25 protein-coding genes are annotated in these 23,671 nt (G+C 64.6%); 15 read left to right on the top strand and 10 right to left on the bottom strand.

What is annotated here, in order from left to right:
• Positions 1-627: 627 nt before the first annotated feature.
• A complete protein-coding gene (locus tag AC0L27_RS19445; protein WP_354210748.1) occupies positions 628-1,551 on the bottom strand; it encodes a LysR substrate-binding domain-containing protein in 924 nt (307 codons plus the stop codon).
• Between the two features lie 483 nt (positions 1,552-2,034).
• On the opposite strand from AC0L27_RS19445, the gene AC0L27_RS19450 reads away from it, so the two are divergent.
• A complete protein-coding gene (locus AC0L27_RS19450) occupies positions 2,035-2,853 on the top strand; it encodes an alpha/beta fold hydrolase (RefSeq protein ID WP_354210749.1) in 819 nt (272 codons plus the stop codon).
• A 183-nt stretch (positions 2,854-3,036) separates the two neighbouring features.
• Here the strand turns inward: AC0L27_RS19450 and chrA are convergent, their stop codons facing one another.
• Entirely contained in the window at positions 3,037-4,422 is a 1,386-nt protein-coding gene (gene chrA, locus AC0L27_RS19455; protein ID WP_354210750.1) for a chromate efflux transporter, read from the bottom strand.
• A complete protein-coding gene (locus tag AC0L27_RS19460) occupies positions 4,422-5,240 on the bottom strand; it encodes a chromate resistance protein ChrB domain-containing protein (protein ID WP_247298211.1) in 819 nt (272 codons plus the stop codon). The genes chrA and AC0L27_RS19460 overlap by 1 nt, the downstream gene beginning before the upstream one ends.
• Positions 5,241-5,436: 196 nt before the next feature.
• On the opposite strand from AC0L27_RS19460, the gene dmeF reads away from it, so the two are divergent.
• Positions 5,437-6,387 carry a CDF family Co(II)/Ni(II) efflux transporter DmeF gene (dmeF, locus tag AC0L27_RS19465; RefSeq protein WP_354101082.1) on the top strand — a complete coding sequence of 317 codons (951 nt, stop codon included), beginning with the start codon at positions 5,437-5,439 and terminating at the stop codon, positions 6,385-6,387.
• Between the two features lie 78 nt (positions 6,388-6,465).
• Positions 6,466-7,320, top strand: coding sequence for an N-acyl homoserine lactonase family protein (locus AC0L27_RS19470; protein ID WP_354058897.1), 855 nt, complete (start codon positions 6,466-6,468; stop codon positions 7,318-7,320).
• A gap of 5 nt (positions 7,321-7,325) precedes the next feature.
• On the opposite strand, the gene AC0L27_RS19475 is transcribed toward AC0L27_RS19470, so the two are convergent.
• Both AC0L27_RS19475 and AC0L27_RS19480 read right to left on the bottom strand, forming a co-directional pair.
• Positions 7,326-7,517, bottom strand: a complete 192-nt coding sequence (locus tag AC0L27_RS19475) for a hypothetical protein (RefSeq protein WP_354058898.1) — start codon at positions 7,515-7,517, stop codon at positions 7,326-7,328.
• Between the two features lie 31 nt (positions 7,518-7,548).
• Positions 7,549-8,706, bottom strand: coding sequence for an MFS transporter (locus AC0L27_RS19480; protein WP_354058899.1), 1,158 nt, complete (start codon positions 8,704-8,706; stop codon positions 7,549-7,551).
• A gap of 185 nt (positions 8,707-8,891) precedes the next feature.
• Between AC0L27_RS19480 and AC0L27_RS19485 the strand changes: the two genes are divergently transcribed.
• Positions 8,892-10,151, top strand: a complete 1,260-nt coding sequence (locus AC0L27_RS19485) for an adenylate/guanylate cyclase domain-containing protein (RefSeq protein WP_354058900.1) — start codon at positions 8,892-8,894, stop codon at positions 10,149-10,151.
• A 114-nt stretch (positions 10,152-10,265) separates the two neighbouring features.
• Here AC0L27_RS19485 and AC0L27_RS19490 read toward each other — a convergent pair whose 3' ends face one another.
• Positions 10,266-11,510, bottom strand: a complete 1,245-nt coding sequence (locus AC0L27_RS19490) for an MFS transporter (RefSeq protein ID WP_354210751.1) — start codon at positions 11,508-11,510, stop codon at positions 10,266-10,268.
• Positions 11,511-11,677: 167 nt separating this feature from the next.
• Between AC0L27_RS19490 and AC0L27_RS19495 the strand changes: the two genes are divergently transcribed.
• Positions 11,678-13,030 carry an Nramp family divalent metal transporter gene (locus AC0L27_RS19495; RefSeq protein ID WP_354210752.1) on the top strand — a complete coding sequence of 451 codons (1,353 nt, stop codon included), beginning with the start codon at positions 11,678-11,680 and terminating at the stop codon, positions 13,028-13,030.
• Between the two features lie 4 nt (positions 13,031-13,034).
• On the opposite strand, the gene AC0L27_RS19500 is transcribed toward AC0L27_RS19495, so the two are convergent.
• The 4 genes from AC0L27_RS19500 to hemB form a co-directional block, all read right to left on the bottom strand.
• Positions 13,035-13,382, bottom strand: a complete 348-nt coding sequence (locus tag AC0L27_RS19500; protein WP_354210753.1) for a hypothetical protein — start codon at positions 13,380-13,382, stop codon at positions 13,035-13,037.
• A gap of 69 nt (positions 13,383-13,451) precedes the next feature.
• Entirely contained in the window at positions 13,452-14,228 is a 777-nt protein-coding gene (locus AC0L27_RS19505) for an arginyltransferase (protein ID WP_007603416.1), read from the bottom strand.
• Between the two features lie 149 nt (positions 14,229-14,377).
• The gene (locus AC0L27_RS19510; RefSeq protein ID WP_275167864.1) at positions 14,378-14,911 is read right to left on the bottom strand and encodes an RDD family protein; all 534 of its coding nucleotides are present in this window, start codon (positions 14,909-14,911) and stop codon (positions 14,378-14,380) included.
• 297 nt (positions 14,912-15,208) lie between these two features.
• Positions 15,209-16,270: a porphobilinogen synthase gene (hemB, locus tag AC0L27_RS19515; protein ID WP_354210754.1), complete on the bottom strand. Its 1,062-nt coding sequence runs from the start codon at positions 16,268-16,270 to the stop codon at positions 15,209-15,211.
• 135 nt (positions 16,271-16,405) lie between these two features.
• On the opposite strand from hemB, the gene AC0L27_RS19520 reads away from it, so the two are divergent.
• From AC0L27_RS19520 to nusB, 10 genes are all read left to right on the top strand, one after another.
• On the top strand, positions 16,406-16,903 hold the full coding sequence (locus tag AC0L27_RS19520; protein ID WP_354058904.1) for a DUF6163 family protein: 498 nt from the start codon (positions 16,406-16,408) through the stop codon (positions 16,901-16,903).
• A 498-nt stretch (positions 16,904-17,401) separates the two neighbouring features.
• Positions 17,402-17,920, top strand: a complete 519-nt coding sequence (ldtR, locus tag AC0L27_RS19525; RefSeq protein WP_007603420.1) for a transcriptional regulator LdtR — start codon at positions 17,402-17,404, stop codon at positions 17,918-17,920.
• A 201-nt stretch (positions 17,921-18,121) separates the two neighbouring features.
• Entirely contained in the window at positions 18,122-18,358 is a 237-nt protein-coding gene (locus AC0L27_RS19530; RefSeq protein ID WP_275167861.1) for a hypothetical protein, read from the top strand.
• 37 nt (positions 18,359-18,395) lie between these two features.
• Entirely contained in the window at positions 18,396-18,617 is a 222-nt protein-coding gene (locus AC0L27_RS19535; RefSeq protein WP_007603423.1) for a hypothetical protein, read from the top strand.
• Between the two features lie 270 nt (positions 18,618-18,887).
• Complete coding sequence (glyA, locus tag AC0L27_RS19540; RefSeq protein WP_354210755.1) at positions 18,888-20,186, top strand: serine hydroxymethyltransferase; 1,299 nt, start codon at positions 18,888-18,890, stop codon at positions 20,184-20,186.
• Between the two features lie 29 nt (positions 20,187-20,215).
• Entirely contained in the window at positions 20,216-20,698 is a 483-nt protein-coding gene (nrdR, locus tag AC0L27_RS19545) for a transcriptional regulator NrdR (RefSeq protein ID WP_007603426.1), read from the top strand.
• Positions 20,695-21,843, top strand: a complete 1,149-nt coding sequence (ribD, locus tag AC0L27_RS19550) for a bifunctional diaminohydroxyphosphoribosylaminopyrimidine deaminase/5-amino-6-(5-phosphoribosylamino)uracil reductase RibD (protein WP_473320056.1) — start codon at positions 20,695-20,697, stop codon at positions 21,841-21,843. Before nrdR ends, ribD begins: the two co-directional genes overlap by 4 nt.
• Positions 21,843-22,466, top strand: a complete 624-nt coding sequence (locus AC0L27_RS19555; protein WP_354210757.1) for a riboflavin synthase — start codon at positions 21,843-21,845, stop codon at positions 22,464-22,466. The genes ribD and AC0L27_RS19555 overlap by 1 nt, the downstream gene beginning before the upstream one ends.
• Before the next feature lie 110 nt (positions 22,467-22,576).
• Positions 22,577-23,068 carry a 6,7-dimethyl-8-ribityllumazine synthase gene (gene ribH / locus AC0L27_RS19560; protein WP_007611095.1) on the top strand — a complete coding sequence of 164 codons (492 nt, stop codon included), beginning with the start codon at positions 22,577-22,579 and terminating at the stop codon, positions 23,066-23,068.
• Positions 23,069-23,070: 2 nt separating this feature from the next.
• Positions 23,071-23,568: a transcription antitermination factor NusB gene (nusB, locus tag AC0L27_RS19565; RefSeq protein ID WP_354210758.1), complete on the top strand. Its 498-nt coding sequence runs from the start codon at positions 23,071-23,073 to the stop codon at positions 23,566-23,568.
• Positions 23,569-23,671: the final 103 nt, after the last annotated feature.

The following is a 23,671-nucleotide window of genomic DNA, read 5'->3' on the forward strand; positions in this document are numbered from 1 at the left end:
CCCGGCCTTCCCTGCGCGATGGTTTTAACGTGTCCTTCGTGCTCTCCCCGGGGAGCGATGCACTATTGCCCCCGTCGCCATGCAGATGACTGATGCGCGCGCCCGGTTGGACCGCCACATCACCGCAGGACTTGACGCACAGACCCCGGGCGTCAGGACCACACGACTTGTTCGTCCGCGCACGTCCTCGCATGTCGCTTCGGGAGCTGGCGTGTGCTCGCACCCGAAGCCATGCGAAGACGCTGTCGGCGCCGTGTCGTAGGCACGAATGCCATTGCTCACAGCCGAAGCCGCCCTGCAATGCAATCGCGCCCGACGCCGTCGCGTCCATCGCTACCCAGCCCGCGGTTCGTGACGATCGCGATCCGCCCCTTGTCTCGGGCCAGGGTGTGTCGCTTGTACGTAAAATCCGAATTTCGGTAAAGTGGAATATTTCGCGGGGTGGGCTTGACAGGCGGTGTGGCGGAAATGGTCGCGGCTGTTTTGCCCGACGTGCACGGGGAGGCGAGGGGGACGAGCTTTGGCCCAAAGTGCTGAGAGACGGCAGCTTTTGAGGGCGGAGCGGGAGTTGTTCGGCTCCGACATCATCGACGGCTTGTGACCCGAAGCGGACTCTCGCATCGGCTACTAGTCAGCTTCAACGTAGCGAATGATGCTCTGGTTTTGAACGCTTGCGACCAATTCATCCGCGCGGGACAAAAGACGGCGGAGCAGGGGCGACGGATTGGTCCGATTGTATCCCAACGCTAGATCGACCGTCGGCGTGCCGCCCTCGAGCGCTCTGGCGACGACGTTCGGTGCAAGCATGTTCTGCGCATAGAGCGGAACGAGGCTAATTCCGCCTGTGGAAGCCACGAGCGACATGGCCGATGATATGTTTTCGCCTTCATACTTCGCCTTGAGGGTAATGCCGACCCGAGATGCGTAATTCTGTATGACCTCTTGCAAGACCGGCGATGTTCTTGCCGAGCTGACATAGATCTCGCGGGCGAGATCCTGCGGACGAATCTTCTTCCGTGATGCCAAGCGGTGTTCGGCTGGCAGCACGGCAATCAAGGGCTCCTTCGCTAATATCTTAAAGACGACGCCTTCGTTGTCCTTCTCCGGACGAAGGAAAGCGATGTCCAGCTTTCCCCGCATCAATGCCAGTGCGAGTTCTGGCGAAGATTGCGTGCTGAGCGTCACGTCGACATCCGGGGCTTCCTCGCGGAGGATGCGCAGCAACTGGGGGAGCCACATCACCTCCAGCCCGACGAGAAAGCCCATCGAGAGGACGGGCCTTTGCGGTTGCGCCGTCTGCCGGGCCCCTTCCGTTGCGGCCTCGACCTGCAGCAGTGCTAGCCGCGCATGATCGAGAAACACGCGTCCGGCAGCGGTCAGCGTCACGCCTCGCGCCTGGCGCTCCAATAACTGGACGCCGACTTCGGCTTCCAGATCGCGAATTTGCCGGCTCAAGGACGGCTGGGAAGTGTTCAGTCGCCGTTCGGCGGCGTTCAGCAGGCTGCCTTCTTCGGCGACGGCAACGAAATAGCGCAGGTGCCGGAGCTCCATGATCCCTCGTATATCTTCCAGGCATAGCTTGGAGCCTACAAGGTCTTGGTCAGGAGCCAAAGAGGGATTTACCGTTTCGCGGTCTTCAACCAAAAAAGGACAACGAACAATGTCTTCGCCGAAGCGTAGTATCGACTTCAGCAGAGTGATCGCAACACTCCAGGCCGATAGGCACGGCGTGATCGCAATTCAGTACGGCCTCGACAATTCTGCAGCGGGATCGAGAGTGGTGTCCCTCATTTAGCGGGAAACGCGCACGAATGGGCAGGGGCGACGAATAGCGCCGTGCCGGATCCGGCGATAACGCGTCGGCGAACGGTGTCGCCACGGCAAGAGCTCACCGGCGAGGCGGCTGAACATCGTGTCTTTTGGAAAGCCAGGGGGCGCGGTCTGTGGCCTGATCAGCTTGGGCTTGCCTGCTTCTTTAGACCCCCGTCCGCAAACTTTTCAACAAAGATCTAACAGCGCAGATGGAGCGATTCGATGTCGACGATCACGACTAAAGACGGCGTAAGCATCTTCTACAAGGATTGGGGATCAGGTCAGCCGATCGTGTTCAGCCACGGCTGGCCGCTGACAGCGGACGACTGGGATGCCCAGATGATGTTCTTCCTTCATCACGGGTATCGTGTGATTGCCCACGACCGGCGCGGCCACGGCCGGTCCGACCAGCCCGTCACCGGCAACGACATGGACACTTGGGTTGCCGACCTCGCCGCCCTGACTGAACACCTCGACCTGCGCGACGCGATCCACATCGGCCACTCCACGGGCGGCGGTGAGGTGGCTCGCTATGTCGCTCGCCACCAGGAGCGCGTCGCGAAGGCGGCGCTGGTCGCTTCACTGACGCCGAACATGTACCGGAGCGAGGACAACCCGTCCGGTCAGCCGCCGGAGTGGTTCGAAGCGATCCGGGCTGGCGTGCTGGGCAACCGGTCGGAGTTCTACCGTTTCGTCCCTGAGAATCCGTTCTACGGCTACAACCGAGATGGAGCGAAGCCTTCGGAGGCGATCATTGCGAACTGGTGGCGTCAAGGCATGGCGGGCGGTGCCCTCGCTCATTACGCAACCGTCGACTCTTGGCTCGAAGATTATACCGAAGACCTGAAGAAGATCACCGTGCCGGTGCTGGTGATGCATGGCGAGGCTGATCAAGTCGTCCCGTTCGCAAGTTCGGTGCCGCGTGCGGTCGACCTGCTGAAGAAGGGCTCACTGAAGACTTATCCCGGCTATCCCCATGGCATGCTCACCACGCATGCGGATGTCCTCAACCCCGACCTGCTTTCGTTCATCAGGTCTTGACGACATCTCTCATCCACTATCGCCTCCCGCACGAAGGAGATGCCGTTTGCAAGGCGGCCTCTCCTTCCAGTTCAAGAGACGGTGTACGACAGCCGCTTTTTGGCCCATAGCCGCCATGCAATCTGACGGCTTAGTGACGCCTTCAAGGGCACCCCGGACGCAACGAACCACTGAGTTCGCGTCCTAGATCACCCCCGCCAGCCGCAACGCTACGCCCGCCGCGCAACTGCCAGCCAGCACCGTGAGCATCCCCAGCTTGAACCGGAAGATCGCGGTTGCGGCCGCCATCGACAGCAGCAGCGCCGGCACATCGACGCTGGTCAGGACCGGCATGTCGAAGGCAAACGGGAAGGTGTGCACCGGCACGGTCTCGCGGAATAGCGTGTGCAGCGCGAACCAGATCGAGAGGTTGAGGATCACGCCGACGACGGCGGCCGTGATCGCACTGAGCGCACCGCCGAGGCCCTTGTTGCCGCGCAGCCGTTCGACGTAGGGGGCGCCTACGAAAATCCAGAGGAAGCAGGGCGTGAAGGTGACCCAGGTCGCGAGCAATCCGCCCAGCGTGGCCGCAAGAATCGGCGACAGGCCGCTGGGATCGCGGAAGGCGGCCATGAAACCCACGAACTGCAGCACCATGATCAAAGGGCCCGGCGTGGTCTCGGCCATGCCGAGGCCGTCGAGCATCTCGTGCGGCTTGAGCCAGTGATAGTGCTCGACGGCCTGCTGGGCGACATAGGCCAGCACGGCGTAGGCGCCACCGAAAGTGACCAGCGCCATTTTCGAGAAGAACAGCGCGATGTGACTGAAGACACTGTCTTGTCCGACAGCGAGCAACAGCGCGATCACCGGCACCAGCCAGAGCGCCAGCCACAACGCGCCGACCCGGATCGCGCGCGCGGTGTTGGGGCGTACATGCTCGGGCACAGCGTCGCCGAGCATGCTGTCGATCACGGCGCTGCTGCCGGCAGGCCCGTGGCCGGCCGGCGCGAATTCCGGACGGCCCTGCTTGGCGCCGATGTATCCGATGATGCCTGCGGCGATGATGATGACCGGGAAGGGGATCGCGAAGAAGAAAATCGCGACGAAGGCGATCGCGGCGAGCGCGATCATGATGCGGTTCTTCAGCGCGCGCTTGCCGACCCGCACCACCGCCTCGACGACGATGGCGAGCACGGCGGCTTTCAGCCCGAAGAACAGCGCCTCGACGAAGCTGACATTGCCGAAGGCGGCATAGACGTAGCTCAGGCCCATGATGGCGATGATGCCGGGCAGGATGAACAGCCCGCCCGCCATCAGCCCGCCGGCGGTGCGGTGCATCAGCCAGCCGACATAGGTCGCAAGCTGCTGCGCCTCCGGGCCCGGCAGCAGCATGCAGTAATTGAGCGCGTGGAGGAAACGGGCTTCTGAGATCCAGTTCTTCTCCTCGACCAGGATGCGATGCATGACCGCGATCTGGCCCGCGGGCCCGCCAAAACTCAGGCAGGCGACACGGAGCCAGACGCGAAAGGCTTCACTGAAGCTGACGCCGTGGCCGGCATCAGCTCCTGTGTCGGTCGTACGGGTATCCATCAAGCCTTCGCCTTGTTGGTCGGCCAGTTATGGGTCTCAGACGTGGCGTCGCGGCACCAGCGATAGAAGGCGTCGTAGAGCAGCATGCCGGCCTCGAGCTGTTCGAGGTCGTCATCATACATCCGCGACAGCCCGAGCGAAGCTGCGAGCAGGCCGGGGGCCTCCGGCGCAAGGTCGGGGCGCGCGGTGTCGGCGCCGCGCACCAGCGTTGCGAGCCGGAGCAGCGCCGGCGCGGCAATCCCGAACTCCTCGATCATCACGTCGAAGGTGCAGAGCTCGCCACGGTGGCTCCAGAACACGTTCTCGATGTCGAACGGGGCTGCCTTGAAGCGTTCGCCGACGGCAACCACTTCGGACGGAGCCACGAACAGGAACACCGCGTTTGGATCGACGAAGCGTCGGATCAGCCAGGGGCAGGCGATGCGGTCCACCTTGGGCCGCGCCCGCGTCACCCAGACGGTTCGGCCCTTGGCGTCGCGCGGCGGCAGCTTGCGGGTATCCAGCAGCGGCAGCTTTGCGTCCTTCCATCCCTCGAAGCCGCCTTCCAGCGTCTCGGCCTGAACCCCGAGCTGCCTGAGCCAGGCCGCCGTGCCCTGCGCCAGCTTTGCGCCGCGCAGGCAGGAGACGATCGCGGTGCGGCCGGCGAATTCGGCACCCCATTCCGGAACATTGTCGTGGCTGAGCTTGATCGAACCCGGGATCAACCGCCGGTCGGCGGCAAAATCCTCGTCGGTGCGCACGTCGATCAGGGCAGGGGCATTCGCCGTGCCGATCAACCGTGCCAGTTTGTCAGATGATATCGTGGTGTAGGAAGACATGATGCGCCCTCGTGAAAAACAACGGGACGCGATACTTGGGCATGTCGCCTCGTGGGGAGATCGCTCAAATCCCCATGCACTTCATTACATCGAAACGTCACCTATCTGTCAATCGGCTCGTTTCGCCGGATTTTGTCCGGGACCCCCGCAGGTCTATATTGCGGGTCAACGGGCCGGACCTTTCGGAGACGTTGTGATGCATTCCCATTCCATCGAACAATGGACCCATGACCACGCCTTTCTGGGCGAAAAGCACGACGAGAACGAGCGGCGCACCTGGCTCGTCGTCGTCCTGACGCTGGTCATGATGGTCGGCGAGATCGTCGCCGGCTCGCTGTTCGGCTCGATGGCGCTGCTCGCCGACGGCTGGCACATGGGCACGCATGCGGCGGCGCTGGGGATTGCCGCATTCGCGTATCGTTTTGCGCGGCGGCATCTGGGGAGCTCGCATTTCAGCTTCGGCACAGGCAAATTCGGCGATCTCGCCGCCTTCGCTAGCGCGATCATCCTCGGACTGATCGCGGTCGAGATCGCCTATGAGAGCGTGCTGCGGCTGATCACGCCGGTGCCGATCGTCTATGGCGAGGCGATCGCGGTCGCTGCCCTCGGCCTGTGCGTCAATCTCGCCAGTGCCTGGCTGCTCCGTGACAGCCACGATCACCACCATCACGGCCATGCGCATGATGATCACGAGGATCATGAGCATGATCATCACCAGCATCATCACGACAACAATCTTCGCGCGGCCTATGTCCACGTCATGGCGGACGCAGCGACCTCGGTGCTGGCGATCGCCGCGCTCGTGGTCGCCATGTATTCGGGATGGACCTGGGCCGATCCGGCCGTCGGCCTGATTGGCAGTGCCGTGATCGCAAGCTGGGCGTTCGGCCTGATCAAGACATCGGGCGCGGTGCTGCTCGACGTGCGCGCGGACGAGAAGCTGGAGCGTGTGATCCGGGCGCGCATGGAGGTCGGCGACGACCGCGTCACCGATTTGCATCTGTGGCAGGTCGGTCCCGGCCATTGCGCGGTGCTGATCTCGGTGGTGTCGGACACGCCGAAGCAGCCGGCCGTCTACAAGAGGCGGCTCGCCGGGCTCAAGGGGCTGAGCCACGTCACCGTCGAGGTCGAGACCTGCCCGCATTAAATCGGTCTGCGGGAATTCTGCGAACTGGCCGGGGTTGACCCTCGGTCACAGCCGACAATGGCTGCAAGGGAGGAACGAATGACGCCAAAGATCACGCCGAGGATCGCGCGAAGGATCAAGCTCGCTGTCGCCGTCGCTGCACTCGTTCTGTCCGGTCATGCGGCGCTTGCGCAATCCGAAAAGACCGGTGTCGAAAAGCTCTACGTCCTCAATTGCGGGGAGGGCACCGCCGGCGACATCTCGCGCTGGACGCCCGGCCTCAATGAGGGCAAGACGATGGACTTCGTCGACAGCTGCTATCTGGTCAAGCACGCCAAGGGCTGGTTCCTGTGGGACACCGGCATCGCCGACGCAGTCGCCGCGATGCCGAACGGCCTCGCGCCCGCCGATCCCAAGGCGGTGACCTGGCGCCGGCCGAAGACGCTTGCCGCCCAGCTCGAACAGCTCGGCCTCAAGCCGGATGACATCAAGATGATGGCCGTCTCGCACACCCATCCCGACCACACCGGCAATGTCGAGCTGTTCCCGCACGCCACGCTCTACGTGCAGAAGGCCGAGTATGACTGGCCCGGCGCCAACAACGAGCCGCGCTTCAAGCCGTCCCATCCGGTCGAGCTGCTTGCGGGCGACAAGGACGTGTTCGGCGACGGCAGCGTGACCATCCTGTCGACGCCCGGCCATACGCCGGGACATCAATCGCTGCTGGTGAAGCTGCCGAAGACCGGCGCCGTCGTGCTGTCGGGCGACGCCGTGCATTTCAAGGATAATTGGGACAACCGCCGTGTGCCCAGCATGAATGCCAACAAGGACCAGAGCGCGGCCTCGATGCAGAAGATCGCCGACACGCTCGGCAAGGAGAAGGCGCAGCTCTGGATCAACCACGACAAGTCCCAGCGCGACAGCCAGAAGATGTCGCCTGAGTTTTATGACTGACGCGGCTAGCCTTTCGGCGCGGTCACGGCGGGCGGGCTCGCGTCCGGCGCCTTCTTCGGCTTCAGCGAGCCGGCGTAGAAGGAGATCAGCCAGACCAGGATGATGGCGAGGAGATAGACACCCCAGGCCTGCGGCGGCGTGGTCGCCCAGCGCAGGAGGCCTTTGAATGTGCGGGGCGGGCGCGTGTCGTCGGTCATGCTCCGCTTGTGCGCGAAAGCTTCCGCCCGGTCAATCCGGCCGCGGTTGCGCGCGGATCATGAATAGCGCGGCCAGTGCCGAGAGGCTGAGCGCGGACGAGACGATCAGCACCTTGGCGCCCATGACGTCGATGAGCAGGCCAAAGGCCAGCGGCGCCACGGCCTGCGCCATCCGTGCCGGCGCGCCGATGATGCCGAGGCGATAGCCGAAATCCTTGGGACCGAAGATCGACAGCGGCAGCGTGCCGCGCGCGATGGTCAGGATGCCGTTGCCAGAGCCGTGGAATAGCGCAAACGCGCTAGCCGCGGCGCCGCCGAAGATCGCCACGACCACCGCGCCGATCGGGTGGGTGAGGCAGGCGAGCCGCGTCGACCACAGCGGATGAAAGCGGCTGAGGAAGCCCGCTTCCAGAACCCGCGCGGCCACTTGCGCGGGGCCGATCAGCGCACCGGCCGCGATCGCCTCCACCGGCGTCGCGCCGGTGGTCTCCAGGATACGCGGGAAATGCGCGGCCATCGCGCCGGTGACGGTCCAGACCGCGGCGAAAACGAAGGCGAGCAGGATCATGGTGCGGTCGAGCGGCAGATGCGGCTTCTCTGCGGTCGCTGCGGCCTGCCTAGCGCCCTTGATTGTCGGCAGCATGAAGAAATTCAGCGGCAGGCCGATCAGGATATTGGCAGCGGCCCAGGCAAAGCAGGTCTCGCGCCAGCCGAAATGCGACAGGCCCCAGGCGGTGAGCGGCCAGCCGACGGTCGATGCAAAGCCCGCCATCAACGTGATGCCGGTGATCGGCCTGCGCGCCTCGGTGCCGTAGATGCGGCCGAGCGCGGCGAAGGCGGCGTCGTAGAGCCCCATTGCCATGCCGATGCCGAGCACGAGCCAGGCCATCGCCATCACCGCCACGGATTGCGAGAGGCCGAGCAGCATGAGGCCGGCGGCGATCGTCAGGTTCGACACCGAGAGCACCTGCCGGCCGCCGACCAGATCGATCTGTCGCCCGATGCGTGGCCCGAGCAGCGCCGAGATCACCAGCGAGGCCGAGAACGCGCCAAAGACCCAGTTGGAGGAGATGCCGAGATCGCGCGCCATGGGATCGGCGAGCAGCGCCGGCAGATAGTAGCTCGAGGCCCAGGCCAGGGTCTGCGTGGTACCGAGCGCCAGGATGATCGGAAGCTGGCGCTGGCTCATATCCCCGTATTTCTGATCGGCGGTGGCATCACTCGCATTTGCAGCGCGAGGCGGGAGCGCGTCAACAGCGTCCGCGACATATGCGACCTGCCGCGGGCGGGAGCCTCGGCCCTGAGCAGGAGCTTTGGCGACGCAAGGTCCGCGCGCCGCCTTTCGCTCGTCACGAATGCACGGCATAATGGCGCATGCAATTGACCTCGCGCCTTGCTCTGATGAACTGGCTGGCGGGCCAGGGGCTCACCGGCCTGCCCGAACCCGAACTGCTGCGCGGCTTCTGCGAGCGCTGCTGCGCCGAAGGGCTGGAGCTCTCGCGTGGGCTTGTCGTCATTGATACGCTGCACCCGATCTATGAGGGTCGCGCCTTCCGCTGGAGCGATACGCCGACCAACGAGAGCGATGTCGTCGAATACGGCTCGACGGCCGAGGGCGACGCGGCCAACAATTGGCGCCGGTCGGTGTTCTATCATTTGCTCGAGCATGGTCACGACGAGATGGTGATCGACCTCGCCGACGCGCCCTCGCTCGATTTTTCGCAGATCGGCGAGCTCGCCGAAACGGGTCACCGCCATTTCCTGGCCTTCGTGCACCGCTTCGGGGAGACCGGAGCGCTCGGGCAGATGGACTGCCTCTACTCCTCCTGGACAACCCGACGCGACAGCGGCTTCGCCGAAGGCGAGCTCGCGGCGCTGCGCGATCTCGTGCCGGTGCTGGGGCTCGCGATCAAGTCGGCGCAGCAGGTCGACATCGCGCGCACGCTCGGCCGCGTCTATCTCGGACGCGATGCGTCAGAGCAGGTCTTGAGCGGACGCATCTCGCGCGGCGTCACCGAGCGCATCAACGCCGTGCTCTGGTATTCGGATCTGCGCGGCTCGACCGGAATCAGCGAGAGCATCGGCCCCGACGAGATCATCCCGTTCCTCAACGACTATGCGCAGGCCGTGATCGATGCGATCCACGAAGCCGGCGGCGACGTCTTGAAGCTGATCGGCGACGGCGTGCTCGCGATGTTTACCGGCGAGGACATGGCGCACGCTCGGCGCGCGGCGCTGCGGGCGGAGCATCTGTTCCGCAAGAACGTGGCAGCGCTGAACCTGCGGCGGGGCGCCGAGGGCCGTCCCACCACGTCCGCCTATATCGGCCTGCATGTCGGCGAAGTCTTCTACGGCAATATCGGGAGCGAGGACCGGCTTGACTTCACCGTGGTCGGTCCGACCGTGAACGAGGTCAGTCGCATCGCCTCGATGAGCCGTTCGGTCGATCGCGAGCTGCTGGCGTCGGCGGAATTCTACAAGGGCCTCGATGCCGCCGGCCGCCGCTATCTCGTCTCCACCGGTCGCTACGCGCTCCGCGGCATCGGCCGCGCGCAGGATCTCTACACGCTCGATCCGGAAGTGGACGCGAGCGAGCCGGTGACGGGGAGCTACGAGCGGTATCTGGCGAACTAGGCTGGCTGCTCCCACAAACTCCGTCATTGCGAGGAGCTATTGCGACGAAGCAATCCAGACTGTCTCCGCGGAGAGATTCTGGATTGCTTCGCTTCGCTCGCAATGACGGTGCAGCTAACACCGCGCCGCCGCCTCATCGCCCACCATGTCGGGCTGCCGGTCCAGCGTCACCGCAGGCGAGAGCCAGATCACCAGGGCCTGCACGCCGAACACGGCGGCGGCGAGATAAAGGCACGCTTCCGCGCTCCAGAGGCCGCCGACGATCGCTCCCAGTGCCGAGCCGACCGGGCGGGCGCCGTAGCTCATGATGTTGATGGCGGAGACGCGGCCCAGGAGGCGCGGCGGCGTCACCGACTGGCGCAACGTCGTGGTCGAGATCACCCACAGGATCGGCCCGACGCCGAGCAGGAAGAAGCTCAAGGCCGCAAGCCAGGGCGAGGGGACCAGCACCGTCAGCGCCATCACCATTGCCGCGACGAAGCCGGTGACGGGGCCGAGGCCGACCACCGTGCCGAACGCGATGCGCTTCATCACGCGCGTGGCGAACAGCGCGCCGATCACCATGCCGACACCGTACATGGTCAGCACGGTGCCGACGCCGACCGCGTTTAGGCCGAGGTGACGTACGGCGTAAGGCACGAACACCGCGATCTGCAGGAACCATCCGGTATTGAAGATGAACTGGGTGATGAAGACCGGCCGCAGCAGCGGATGGTGAAACACGAAGGCTGCGCCCTCGCGGATGTCCTGGAACGGATGCCGCCGTGGAGCCGGCGTGCGGGCGGGCTCGTAGATGCCGGAGAGCAGCACGACTGCGATCGCGGAGAGCGCGGCCGCAAAGCCGAAGGCCGGGCTCGCGCCCCACCACCCCACCAGCGCGCCGCCGAGCGCCGGCCCGCTGGCGAAGGCGATGGTGCGTGCGAGCTCGATCCGCGCATTGGCCGTCGGCAACAGGTCCGAACTCACCAAGGAGGGCACCAGTGCCGGCGCGGCCACGCTGTAGACGACGGTGCCGCACACGGCGGCAAAGCCGAGCAGCGCCAGCAGCGGCAGATTGAGCGCGCCGAGCGCGAGCAGCAGCACGATCGCCGCAAGGGCCGCGGCCCGCAGCGCCTCGGCGCCTGCCATCAGCGAACGGCGGGAGATGCGGTCGGCCAGCAGGCCGGCCGGAATGGCGAAGAGGACGAAGGGCAGGGTCAGCGCAGTCTGGAGCAGGCCGGTCTGGCCTTCGGCGACGCCCAGCGTCAGCACCGCGACAATGGGGGCCGCGGCCAGCGCGATCTGTTCGGCCGACTGTGCCGCCAAATTGGACCAGGCGAGGCGGTTGAATGTGTCGGGGAGGCGCGGGGGATTTGACATGGCTCATTTCCTGCAAAGTCGGGTGGGCGCCACTATCCGCCTCCGATGACCGCCAAACCCACCCGCTTCCCGACAGGGGCGACACATAGCGACCGCCGAGGCAACGATGCGGTTAGATGCAGTTGCAAATGAGTTGCAATAAGGCTCGACTTCGGTATTCTCGCCCCATGGATGCTCGCTCTCCCGATCTGACCCAAGACGCCGCCGGCTGGCGCTCCGACGCGCCTGCCACCAAGAGCCTGGCCGAGGTGAATGCCTCGGTCGCCCTCCCCATCGCGGGGGTTTGGTGGCGGCGGCTGCTCGCCTTCGTCGGCCCGGGCTATCTGGTCTCGGTCGGCTACATGGACCCCGGCAATTGGGCGACCGACCTCGCCGGTGGGTCCAAGTTCGGCTACACGTTGCTCTCGGTCATTCTGCTCTCGAATTTGATGGCGATCCTGCTGCAATCACTGGCGGCACGGCTCGGCATCGTCACCGACCGCGACCTCGCGCAGGCCTGCCGCGCGACCTATTCGCCGGCGGTCAACTTCATGCTGTGGCTCGCCTGCGAGGCGGCGATCATCGCCTGCGATCTCGCCGAGGTCATCGGCACCGCGATTGCGCTCAAGCTCCTGTTCGGCATTCCCCTGATCGGCGGTGCGCTGATCGCTGCGCTGGATGCCTTTTTGCTGCTCATCCTGATGAACCGTGGCTTCCGTTTCCTCGAAGCCTTTGTCATCGCACTGCTCGTCGTGATCGCAGTCTGCTTCACGGTCCAGCTTGCCGCGGCCGCGCCGCCGGTGGCCGAGATGCTGAGGGGATTTGTGCCGAAGACCGAGATCTTCACCAACCCCGAGATGCTCTACATCGCGATCGGCATCATCGGCGCCACCGTGATGCCGCATAATCTCTATCTGCATTCTTCGATCGTGCAGACGCGCGCTTATGAGCGCAACCACACCGGCCGGCGCGAGGCGATCAAATGGGCGACAACGGACTCGACCATCGCCCTGATGCTGGCGCTGTTCATCAATGCCGCGATCCTCGTGGTGGCGGCCGCAACCTTCCACAAGAGCGGCCATGCCGACGTCGCCGAGATCGGCCAGGCCTTCGAGCTGCTTTCACCGCTGCTCGGTCTCGGCATCGCCTCGACGCTGTTCGCGGTGGCGCTGCTCGCCTCGGGCCTGAATTCAACGGTGACGGCGACGCTCGCCGGCCAGATCGTGATGGAAGGCTTTCTCGATTTGCGCCTGCCGAGCTGGGCGCGCCGGTTGCTGACGCGCGGCATCGCGATCGTTCCCGTGATCGTCGTCACCGCGATCTATGGCGAGCGCGGCACGGCGGATCTCCTGGTATTCAGCCAGGTGGTGCTGTCAATGCAGCTGCCCTTCGCGGTCATCCCGCTGGTCCGCTTCGTCTCCGACCGCCGCAAGATGGGCAAGTTCGCCATACCGGTCTGGGTGGCGGCGATCGCGTGGATCGTTGCCGGCATCATCGTGGTTTTGAACGTGAAGCTGCTGGCGGATACGCTGTTCGGGTGAACGATCAGCGCCTGAGGCGACGTCGCGGCTTGTAGGGGCTGCGCGGGTTCACGTCGATGTCTACGTCTTTCACACATTCCTGGCGTTTGCGGTGGCTAGCGCCCCCGTGCCACTCTCCAGAACGAAGCGCGACATTGCTCATTTCGGCGACGTTCAAACACTTCCATTGCCCTCCAGGCAGCAAACCTTTGCTGGAACTGCCAGCAAACTGAAAAGCGAGCGTGCGTTCCTGCCCATCAGTATGGCCCAGTATTGCGGGGCAGATTTCGCGCACGTGTCCTTGATAGAAGCAGAGCACCTGGCATCGTTCGACAATCGCTCGCTCGAGTAATTCGTAGGCTTGGCTCGACAAGAATGCCTCCGTATCCACCCGCACGGTGGCAATACAACGACCGATACCGAGCACGGTTGCAGTGCTGGATCAATCCTGCGGCTCGGACGCGGCGTCGCCTTGCGCGTCGATGCGCAGCCAACCTGACGGCGCGAGGCGCTGCTGCGGCAGGAAGCGGGCCTTGTAGTCCATCTTCTTGGAGCCCTCGATCCAGTAGCCGAGATAGACGTAAGGCAACCCTTGCCGGCGGGCGCGGGCGATGTGGTCGAGGATCATGAAGGTGCCCATCGAGCGGCTGACTTCGCCGGGCTCGAAGAACGAATAGACCATCGACAGGCCGTCGCTGAGCACGTCGGTCAGCGCGACCGCGATCAGCTCTTCGCCCCGGCCGGTGATGCCGCTGTCGGGGCCGCGCTTGCGGTACTCGATGATGCGGGTTTCGACGTGGCTGTCCTCGACCATCATGGCGTAGTCGAGCACGGTCATATCGGCCATGCCGCCGTGGCGGTGACGGGAATCGAGATAGGCGCGGAACACCGAATATTGCTCGGAGGTCGGCACTGCGCTGCGCTGCTCGCCGATGATGTCGGCGTTGCGCGCGATCACCTTGCGGAAGTTGCGGGAGGGGCGGAACTCGTTGGCGATCACCCGGACCGAGACGCAGGCGCGACACTGGTCGCAGGCGGGACGGTAGGCGATCGATTGGCTACGACGGAAGCCGCCATGGGTCAGGAGGTCGTTGAGATCACCGGCGCGCTCACCTACGAGGTGCGTAAACACCTTGCGCTCGTGCCGGCCCGGCAGATAGGGGCAGGGGGAGGGCGCCGTGAGGTAAAATTGTGGGGTATCGCGCGAGTGCTGGGTCAAGGGACGTCGTGGGCCTCCAAAATGTGCATCAGCATCGCGCTACGAAAGCCCCCGGTCAATCGGTCTACTCGGCAGGTCAGGTCGGACAGCATAGCGGGTCCAGGTTGATAGGTTCTTGATCCAGGTTGGTTGATCAGTAGGTCCTTTGATCAGTAGGTCCTGGCGCCTTGAGGCACCGGCGCACGAACGGAATTGTTGATCACGACCGTTCCCAGCACGAAATCGTGCAGCAAGCGCCTGCGGCCGTTGAACAGGCCGACCAGGACCACGAAGGGCGACAGGAACGAGAACGTCACCCAGAACAGCACCGCGTGGGTGGCGCCCAGCACGAAATACCCGGGCGCGCCGTACCAGGTGCGGAGCTCCAGATCCATCACGCGCATTCCGATGGTCGCGGACGACGGACCGCCGATGCAGGCGCCGTAATAGACGATGGCCCAGATCACGGAGGCAGGCCAGGCCAGCCAGAACAGCGCCCAGCCGATGCCGAGCGTGACCACGCCGAACACCGCAATGAAGAGGTAGCCGAGGATCACCGGCACCGAGATCACGACCATGTCGATCAGGAAGGCGAACACCCGCCGCGTCGCAACGCCGCGGAACAGTTCCGGGTGCAGATAGGGATCGTAGGCGTGAGCCGCACCATCACTGCGCCAGGCATTGCCCGAGTCCGAATACGACATGACCGTCCTCCCGAGGGGAAACTCCCGTGGCAGCACATGGGAATAGGCCGTCCGCGTGCCAAGGGTGCCGCGATTAACAAGCCGAAATATTCCGGCGATTCGGGGGCGGCGGTAGCCGCGAGGAGAGGGAGCTGACGCCACAGCAACAGTGTCGTCCCGGCGAAGGCCGGGACCCATAACCACGCAGAGCAGTTTGGCGAAGACTTAGGGGTTGATCGCTTCCCCGGTACCAATACTGCGCGCTCTCGTTGGATCACGCGGTATGGGTCCCGGCCTTCGCCGGGACGACATTGGGGCCTACACCTGCGCGCGGAGCTTCTCCGCCGCCTTCGGTGCGAAATAGCTCAGCACACCGTCGGCGCCGGCGCGCTTGAACGCGAGCAGGCTCTCCATCATGGCGCGCTCGCCGTCGAGCCAGCCGTTGGTGGCGGCTGCGGCGATCATCGCGTATTCGCCGGACACCTGGTAGGCGAAGGTCGGCATCGCGAACGTGTCCTTCACGCGGCGGACGACGTCGAGATAGGGCATGCCGGGCTTGACCATCACCATGTCGGCGCCCTCGGCGATGTCGAGCTCGACCTCGCGCAGCGCCTCGTCGGTGTTGGCGCTGTCCATCTGGTAGGTGCGCTTGTCGCCGGTGAGCGTCTTGGCGGAGCCAATGGCATCGCGGAACGGGCCGTAGAAGGCGGAAGCGTATTTTGCGGCATAGGCCATGATCTGCACGTCGAGCAGGCCGGTACGATCTAGGCCCTCGCGGATCGCGGCGACGCGGCCGTCCATCATGTCGGAGGGCGCGATGATGTCGCAGCCGGCTTCGGCCTGCACCAGGGCCTGACGCACCAGCACGGCGACGGTCTCGTCGTTCAGGATCTTGCCGTCGGAGATCAGGCCGTCATGGCCGTGGCTGGTGAAGGGATCGAGTGCAACGTCGCAGAGAATGCCGATCTCCGGAAACTCCTTCTTGATCGCGCGCACCGCCTGGCAGACCAGATTGTTCGGGTTGGTGGCTTCCGAGCCCTCCTCGTCGCGCAGGGACGGATCGGTGTAGGGAAACAGCGCGAGGCAGGGGATGGTGAGCTTCATCGCGCGTTCGGCGTCGCGCACGGCCTGGTCGACGCTGAGACGCTCGACGCCCGGCATCGAGGCGATCTGCTCGCGCTTGTTGTTGCCGTCGATCAGAAACAGCGGCCAGATCAGATCGTCCGTCGTGAGCACGTTCTCGCGCACCATGCGCCGGGCCCATTCGGCCTTGCGGTTGCGGCGCGGGCGGACGGTCAGATCGAGGGCAGGGGAGGCCGCAGTGCCATCCCGGCGCGAGACCTCGCGCAATTCGATCGGACGTCCGTATTTGATCGCCATCACTCTTCCTCCGGCTGGAATTATTCTTATACCAGCTCGCATGGTTCCCGTCACCGCGGCTTGAGCTGCCGCAAGGCAAAGAACTGATTGGGCGCAGCCGATTGATTTTGCGGGGCAAAGCAGCCAGAAGGGGGCATGTCCGAGATCTCCACCCGCGATGCGGCCCGCGACGGCGCCAGGGACGCCGTCCGAGACAATGCCAGAGACAGTGCAATGTCGGTGGCGGCGATCTCGTCCGAGCGAGCCGAGTCCGACGACAATGTCTGGACGCGCCGGCTCGTGCTGTTCCTGCGGGTGATGGCGCTGCTCTCGATCCTCAAGGGTCTCTATCATTGGGCGCAGGTGACGGGCTTCGTCGGCGGCGAGGACGAGGCGTTCGAAAACCAGTCGATGGCCTGGCAGGCCTCGACCATCTACTTCGCTGTGATCGAACTTGTTGCCGCGGTCGGGCTGTGGCTGGCGACGCCCTGGGGCGCCGTGGTGTGGCTGACGACCGTGGTATCGATGGCGGTGATCGAGCTGATGTTCCCGGGCATCTACGGCGGCAGCCTGGTTGTGGTCGGGGTCGAAGCCTTCATGCTGGCCGCCTATCTCGCGCTCGCCTGGATGGCCGCACGCGAACGGCCGCCATAGCAAACTCTCGTGCCCCGGACGCAATGCAGCGCGCCGCACGCGCGGCGTGATGCGTTGCAGAGCCGGGGCCCATTTCTCCGCGATCTCGTCTCTGGCCTTCTGGGTCCCGGCTCTGCGCTCCGCTTCGCTGTGCTGGTCCGGGACACGAGAATGTCGCGCTTGGTTGACGGTTGGTTGCGTAAAATTCGACGTAAGTTTTCGCTAACCAGCGTGTTCCGCCACAGCTCTTACGCGGCCGTTTCGAAACGGGGCGGGGCTGTTCTGGAATGCGACAATCGCGGCGGACGGAGGGTGAACAGGACCTTGCGAGAGTCAACAGACTATTGCGAAAAGTGCTTGTGGCACAGGCTTAATCCGCAATTCACTGTCTTAAATTCATGATCTCTTTATTCTCTTATTTAAGCCGATCTTCAAACGAGCCCCTTAAGTTGCACCTATCAGACGGGACACAAGTTTCGTCGAATGAGTGTCGATAAAAACGACAACAGGGGAAGTGTCATGATGAAAGCCGTCGCAACTGCGGCAGATACCGCAGAGCGCGTCTCCGGCCAGCAGGGTTCGGTGCAGACGCTCTATCTGGAAGCTTTGACTCTGGTGGAGCGGCTGCATCGCCGGCTGCTCGACGTCATCAAGGACGAGTTCGATCGCCGCGGCCGTGCGGACATCAACTCGGTGCAGGCGCTGCTGCTCTACAACATCGGCGACAAGGAGCTGACCGCGGGCGAACTGCGCACGCGCGGTTATTACCTCGGCTCCAACGTCTCCTACAATCTGAAGAAGCTCGTCGAGCTCGGCTTCCTTGATCATCAGCGCTCGCGCGTCGATCGCCGCTCGGTGCGCATCCGCCTGACGCCGCAGGGCCAGGAAGTTCGCCGCATCGTCGACTCGCTCTACCAGAAGCACGTCAAGACGGTGGAGCAGGTCGGCGGCATCTCGGGCGAGGAGTTCTCGACCCTCAACAAGTCGCTGCACCGCCTCGAGCGGTTCTGGACCGACCAGATCCTGTATCGTCTCTGAGCTCTTTCCACGGGATTTGGCCAAGCCGGCCCACAACAAGACCGGCAAGCCTCCCGAACGTGCCTGAGCTTCCCCAAGCGCGCCGGCCCGGCTCTGTCTGGACCGGTGCGTTTTTCCATTTCGCGGTTGCGAAAAAAATCCCCAAGGGCAGGGAACGAGTTCCCGGTTCGGTGCTTATCCCCTTCGATCGGAGGGCGGACGATGCTGGTCGAGCGTGGCGTGGGGGTGATGAACGTGGAACTCGTGAGCGAGGCCTATGCCATCGCCGCGAACTATCTTCGCCGCTCGGGCGCGATCCGGGACACCCTCGTCACCGACGAACGCCTGCTTGAGATCGTCATCAAGCTGCTCCAGCGCGGCGAATTCAACAAGATCAGGCTGGCCAACAAGGCCATCGTCAGGTTCGAGGCGCAGTCCGAGGCCAAAGCAGTTGCCTGATCTCAACTCCCAAACGCGGCAAGAACCAGAGGGTGCCATGGAAGCTGCCATCGACCGGATCATGCATACCTACGATTTGCTCGCCAACCGCACGTCTGCGGCGAGCGCCGAGGCGCGGGAAAAGGTCACCAACTATCTCAATACGTTGATGGAAGCCGGCGAGAAGGACACCCACAGGTTGACGGTTTGCGGGCTGACCTATCTGCGGCAGCTCGACGGCAGCGTGGATCCCGTGAAGGCGGGGTATACCGGGCTGTGAGGGACGCTGGCCTCGGCCAGCGGGTCCAGCCGGAAGTTTGAGGCTCAAAGCGGCCTTATTCCTGAGGGTCGAATAAGGGGCGATTCCATAGAACCGCCCCGATGTCGAAAATCTTCGATCCCCACCATATCTTGCATAAATCTCAGGCCCGACCCGCAAACCCTTGGCCTGTTGCGGGCGATGTGGTAGATCGCGCTCGCCGCTTCCGATCGCCACACCAGACCCGCCCGTAGCCCGCCAAAAGGCTGCGGCGGTGGAGATATTCGCAAGATGACCTTCGCCAAAACCGCCTCCGCGCCCGATTCGTTTTTCACCGCCTCGCTCGAGCAGGCTGACCCGGAAATCGCAGCCGCCATCAAGGGCGAGCTCGGCCGCCAGCGTCATGAGGTCGAGCTGATCGCTTCCGAGAACATCGTCAGCCGTGCGGTGCTGGAAGCGCAGGGTTCGGTGATGACCAACAAATATGCCGAAGGCTATCCCGGCGCGCGCTACTACGGCGGTTGTGAGTGGGTCGACGTTGCCGAGAATCTCGCGATCGATCGCGCCAAGAAGCTGTTCGGCGCCAACTTCGCCAACGTGCAGCCGAACTCCGGCAGCCAGATGAACCAGGCGGTGTTTCTGGCACTGCTTCAGCCCGGCGACACCTTCATGGGCCTCGATCTTGCGGCCGGCGGCCATCTCACCCACGGCTCCCCCGTCAACATGAGCGGCAAGTGGTTCAAGGCCGCGCACTACACCGTGCGCCGCGAGGACCAGATCATCGACATGGACGCCGTCGCCAAGCAGGCAGCGGAGGTCAAGCCGAAGCTGATCGTGGCCGGCGGCTCGGCTTATTCGCGCGCCTGGGATTTCAAGCGCTTCCGCGAGATCGCGGACAGCGTCGGCGCGTACCTCCTGGTCGACATGGCGCACTTCGCCGGTCTCGTCGCCGGCGGCGTGCATGCTTCGCCCGTGCCGTATGCCCACATCACCACCACCACGACCCACAAATCGCTGCGCGGTCCGCGTGGCGGCCTGATGCTGTGGAATGACGAGGCGCTGACCAAGAAATTCAACTCGGCGATCTTCCCGGGCCTGCAGGGCGGCCCCCTGATGCATGTGATCGCGGCGAAGGCGGTCGCCTTCGCCGAGGCGCTGCGGCCGGACTTCAAGGTCTATGCGAAGAACGTCGTCGAGAACGCCAAGGCGCTGGCCGAGGCGATGAAGAGCCATGGCTTCGATATCGTCTCCGGCGGCACCGACAATCATCTGATGCTCGTTGACCTCCGGCCGAAGGGCCTGAAGGGCAATGCTTCGGAGAAGGCGCTGGTCCGCGCCGCCATCACCTGCAACAAGAACGGCATTCCTTTCGACCCCGAGTCGCCGTTCGTCACCTCCGGTATTCGTCTGGGCACGCCGGCGGCTACCACCCGCGGCTTTGGTGTTGCTGAATTCCAGCAGGTCGGCGGCATGATCGCCGAGGTGCTGAACGCGATCGCGCAGTCCGACGACGGCAAGGCGCCGCTGGTGGAAGCCGCGATCAAGGAACGGGTCAAGGCGCTCACCGACCGTTTCCCGATCTATCAGTAAGGTTCAAGAAAACCGGTCAAGGTCAACGGATGCGCTGCCCGAACTGCAACAGTCTCGATACGCAGGTGAAGGACTCGCGTCCGACCGAGGACTCTTCCGTGATCCGCAGGCGGCGCGTGTGCGTCGCCTGCAATTTCCGCTTCACCACCTTCGAGCGGGTGCAGCTGCGCGAGCTCACGGTGATCAAGCGCAACGGCCGCCGCGTGCCTTTCGACCGCGACAAGCTGATGCGCTCGGTGTCGATCAGCTTGCGCAAGCGGCAGGTCGAGCCGGAACGGGTGGAGAAGATGGTCTCCACCATCGTGCGCGAGCTTGAGACCGGGGGCGAGGCTGAAATCTCCTCGGAGGTGATCGGCGAGACCGTGATGGAGCATCTGCGCACGCTCGATGACGTCGCCTATGTCCGCTTCGCCTCGGTCTACCGCAATTTCCGCGAGGCCAAGGATTTCGCCGACGTGCTCGGTGAGCTCTCCGGTGAGGAGGAAGCGCGGCTCGCCGCGATCCGCAAATGATCTTCCGCATCCTGGAGGATCAATTCGCGCAGAAGGCGCGCGAGTCCAGGGATGCCGACCGGCGCTTCATGGAGCTTGCGCTGGCGCTCGGCAGGCGCGGGCAGGGACGCGCCTGGCCCAATCCCGCCGTCGGCGCCGTCATCGTCAAGGACGGCGTGATCGTCGGCCGCGGCTGGACTCAGCCTGGCGGACGGCCGCATGGCGAGCCTGAAGCGCTGCGGCGCGCAGGCGAGGCTGCGCGCGGCGCCACGCTCTACGTCACGCTGGAGCCGTGCTCGCATTTCGGCAAGTCGCCACCGTGCGCCGACGCAGTGATCGGCGCCGGCATCAAGCGTGTGGTGGCCGCGATCGAGGATCTCAATCCTGAAGTCGCGGGTCAGGGCCATGCTCGGTTGCGCGCGGCCGGCATCATGGTGGATGTGGGTCTGTGCGCGCGCGAAGCCGCCTTCGACCACGCCGGGCATTTCCGCCGCATCAGGGATCACCGCCCGCATGTGATCCTGAAGCTCGCGGTCTCGCCCGACGGCAAGATCGGCGCGGCCGGAGGCAAGCCGGTCGCGATCACCGGCGAGGCGGCGCGCGGCCGCGTGCATCTTTTGCGCGCCCAGAGCGACGCCATCATGGTCGGCATCGGCACGGTGCTGGCGGACGATCCGCAGCTCGACTGCCGCCTGCCGGGCATGGCCGCGCGCTCACCAGTGCGCGTGGTGCTTGATCAGAGCCTGCGCATTCCCGGCGCGAGCAGGCTCGTGGGCTCCGCGCGCGAGATTCCGCTGTGGGTGGTGGGTTCTGAACTCGCGGAGGCCGCGGCCGCCACGCGGCTTGGTGCTGCCGGCGCCCAGGTGATCCGCGTGCCGCCCGGCAATGCCTCGGGTCTCGATCTTGCGGCGGTGCTGCATGCATTGGCCGGGAAGGGCATCACGCGGCTGATGGTCGAGGGCGGCAGCCGCGTCGCGGCATCCTTTATCGCCGCCGACCTCGTTGACGAGATCTGGCTGTTCCGCGGCGCGGAGGCGGTGGGCGCCGACGGGGTGGATGCGCTCGCTGCATTGCCCCTGTCGAAAATCACGCAGTCGCAGGCCTACAAGGTTCATGCTAGCGAGACCTTCGACAAGGATACTCTCACCATTTACGAGCGCGCGTAATGTTCACCGGCATTGTCACCGATATCGGCGAGATCGTCGGCTTCACGCCGACGGCGCAGGGCCAGTTGCACCGGCTGCGCATCGCCTGCCGCTACGACCAGACCACCATTGCGGACGGCGCCTCGATCGCCTGCAACGGCGTCTGCCTGACCGTGGTTGCTTCCGGCGTCGAAGCCGGCAAAGACTCTGCTCAAAGGACCTGGTTCGACGTCGATGCCGCGGCCGAGACGTTGGCGCTGACGACGGCAAAGCACTGGAGGATCGGCACCAGGCTCAATCTCGAGCGTGCGCTCAAGATCGGCGACGAGCTTGGCGGGCATATCGTCGCCGGCCATGCCGACGGCATCGCGACCCTCGTCAGCCGCGAGGACCTGCCCGACATGGCGCGGTTCGAGCTCTCCACGACGCGGGAGCTGGCACGGTTCATCGCGACCAAGGGCTCGATCACGCTCGACGGCGTCTCGCTGACGGTTAATACGGTGAAGGACGTGACCTTTTCGGTGCTGATCATTCCGCACACCCTGACGGTCACGACGATCGGCGGCTGGAAGGCGGGGGATGAGGTCAATATCGAGGTCGATCTAATGGCCCGCTACGCGGCGCGGCTGACGGAAATGAAGTGACGGTGATGAAACTTCGTCATGCGCGGGCTTGACCCGCGCATCCATGCTCTTAAGAGGTCCTGACCCAGGGATTGCCGGGTCAAGTCCGGCAATGACACAGTAGGCTTATGATGGCAGACGCGCGGCGCGCACCCCTGAAGGACCAGACCGACATCTCCGGCGCACGCGCGCTGATTGTCGAGGCACGGTTTTATGACGATCTCCAGGACGCGATGCTGGAAGGCGCGGTGGCCGAGCTGAAGGCGGCCGGCCTGACCCATGACGTCATCACGGTTCCCGGCGCATTGGAGATTCCTGCGGCGATCGCCATCGCGGTTGATGCCGCGGCCGCCAATGGCAAGCCCTATGATGCCGCGATCGCGCTTGGCTGCGTGATCCGTGGCGACACCATCCATTTCGAGATCGTCTCGCAGGAATCCTCCCGCGCGCTGATGGATCTGGCGGTGGCGCGAAAGCTGCCGCTCGGCAACGGCATCCTCACCGTCAACACCGAGGCGCAGGCCTGGGCGCGGGCGCGCGCCAGCGAGCTGAACAAGGGCGGCGATGCCGCGCGGGCCGCGATTGCGATGCTGCGCATAAAGCGCCGGCTGGCGCGGGCTTGATCATGGCCGATAACAACAAGAAGCCGCCGGCCGGCACGGAGAAGAAAGCGAACCGGCGCGGTGCGGCGCGGCTCGCAGCCGTGCAGGCGCTGTATCAGATGGATATCGGCGGAGCAGGCATCAACGACATTTTTGCGGAGTTCGAGAGCCACTGGCTCGGCAACGAGGTCGAGGGCGACACATATCTCCCGGCGGAAGCGGCGTTCTTCCGCGATGTCGTCTCCGGTGTCGTGCGCGACCAGAAGAAGCTTGATCCGCTGATCGACGAGGCGCTGTCGAAGGGCTGGCCGTTGAAGCGCATCGAAGCGATCCTGCGCGCGGTGCTGCGGGCAGGGGCCTACGAATTGGAACACCGCAAGGACGTGCCGGGCCGCGTCGTCATTTCCGAATATGTCGACGTCGCCAATGCCTTCGTCGACCGCGAGGAGACCGGCATGGTCAACGCGGTGCTCGACCAGATCGGCCGGCAGTTTCGCGGTGACGAGTTCGGGCGGGGGTAGATGGCGCGAGGGCGGTGAATTGATGCGATGTGGCTGCCCCATATTCCGCTGTCATCACCCGCGAAGGCGGGTGATCCAGTACGCCGCGGCCTATCGATGTCAC

Source organism: Bradyrhizobium sp. Ken51 (assembly GCF_055807435.1).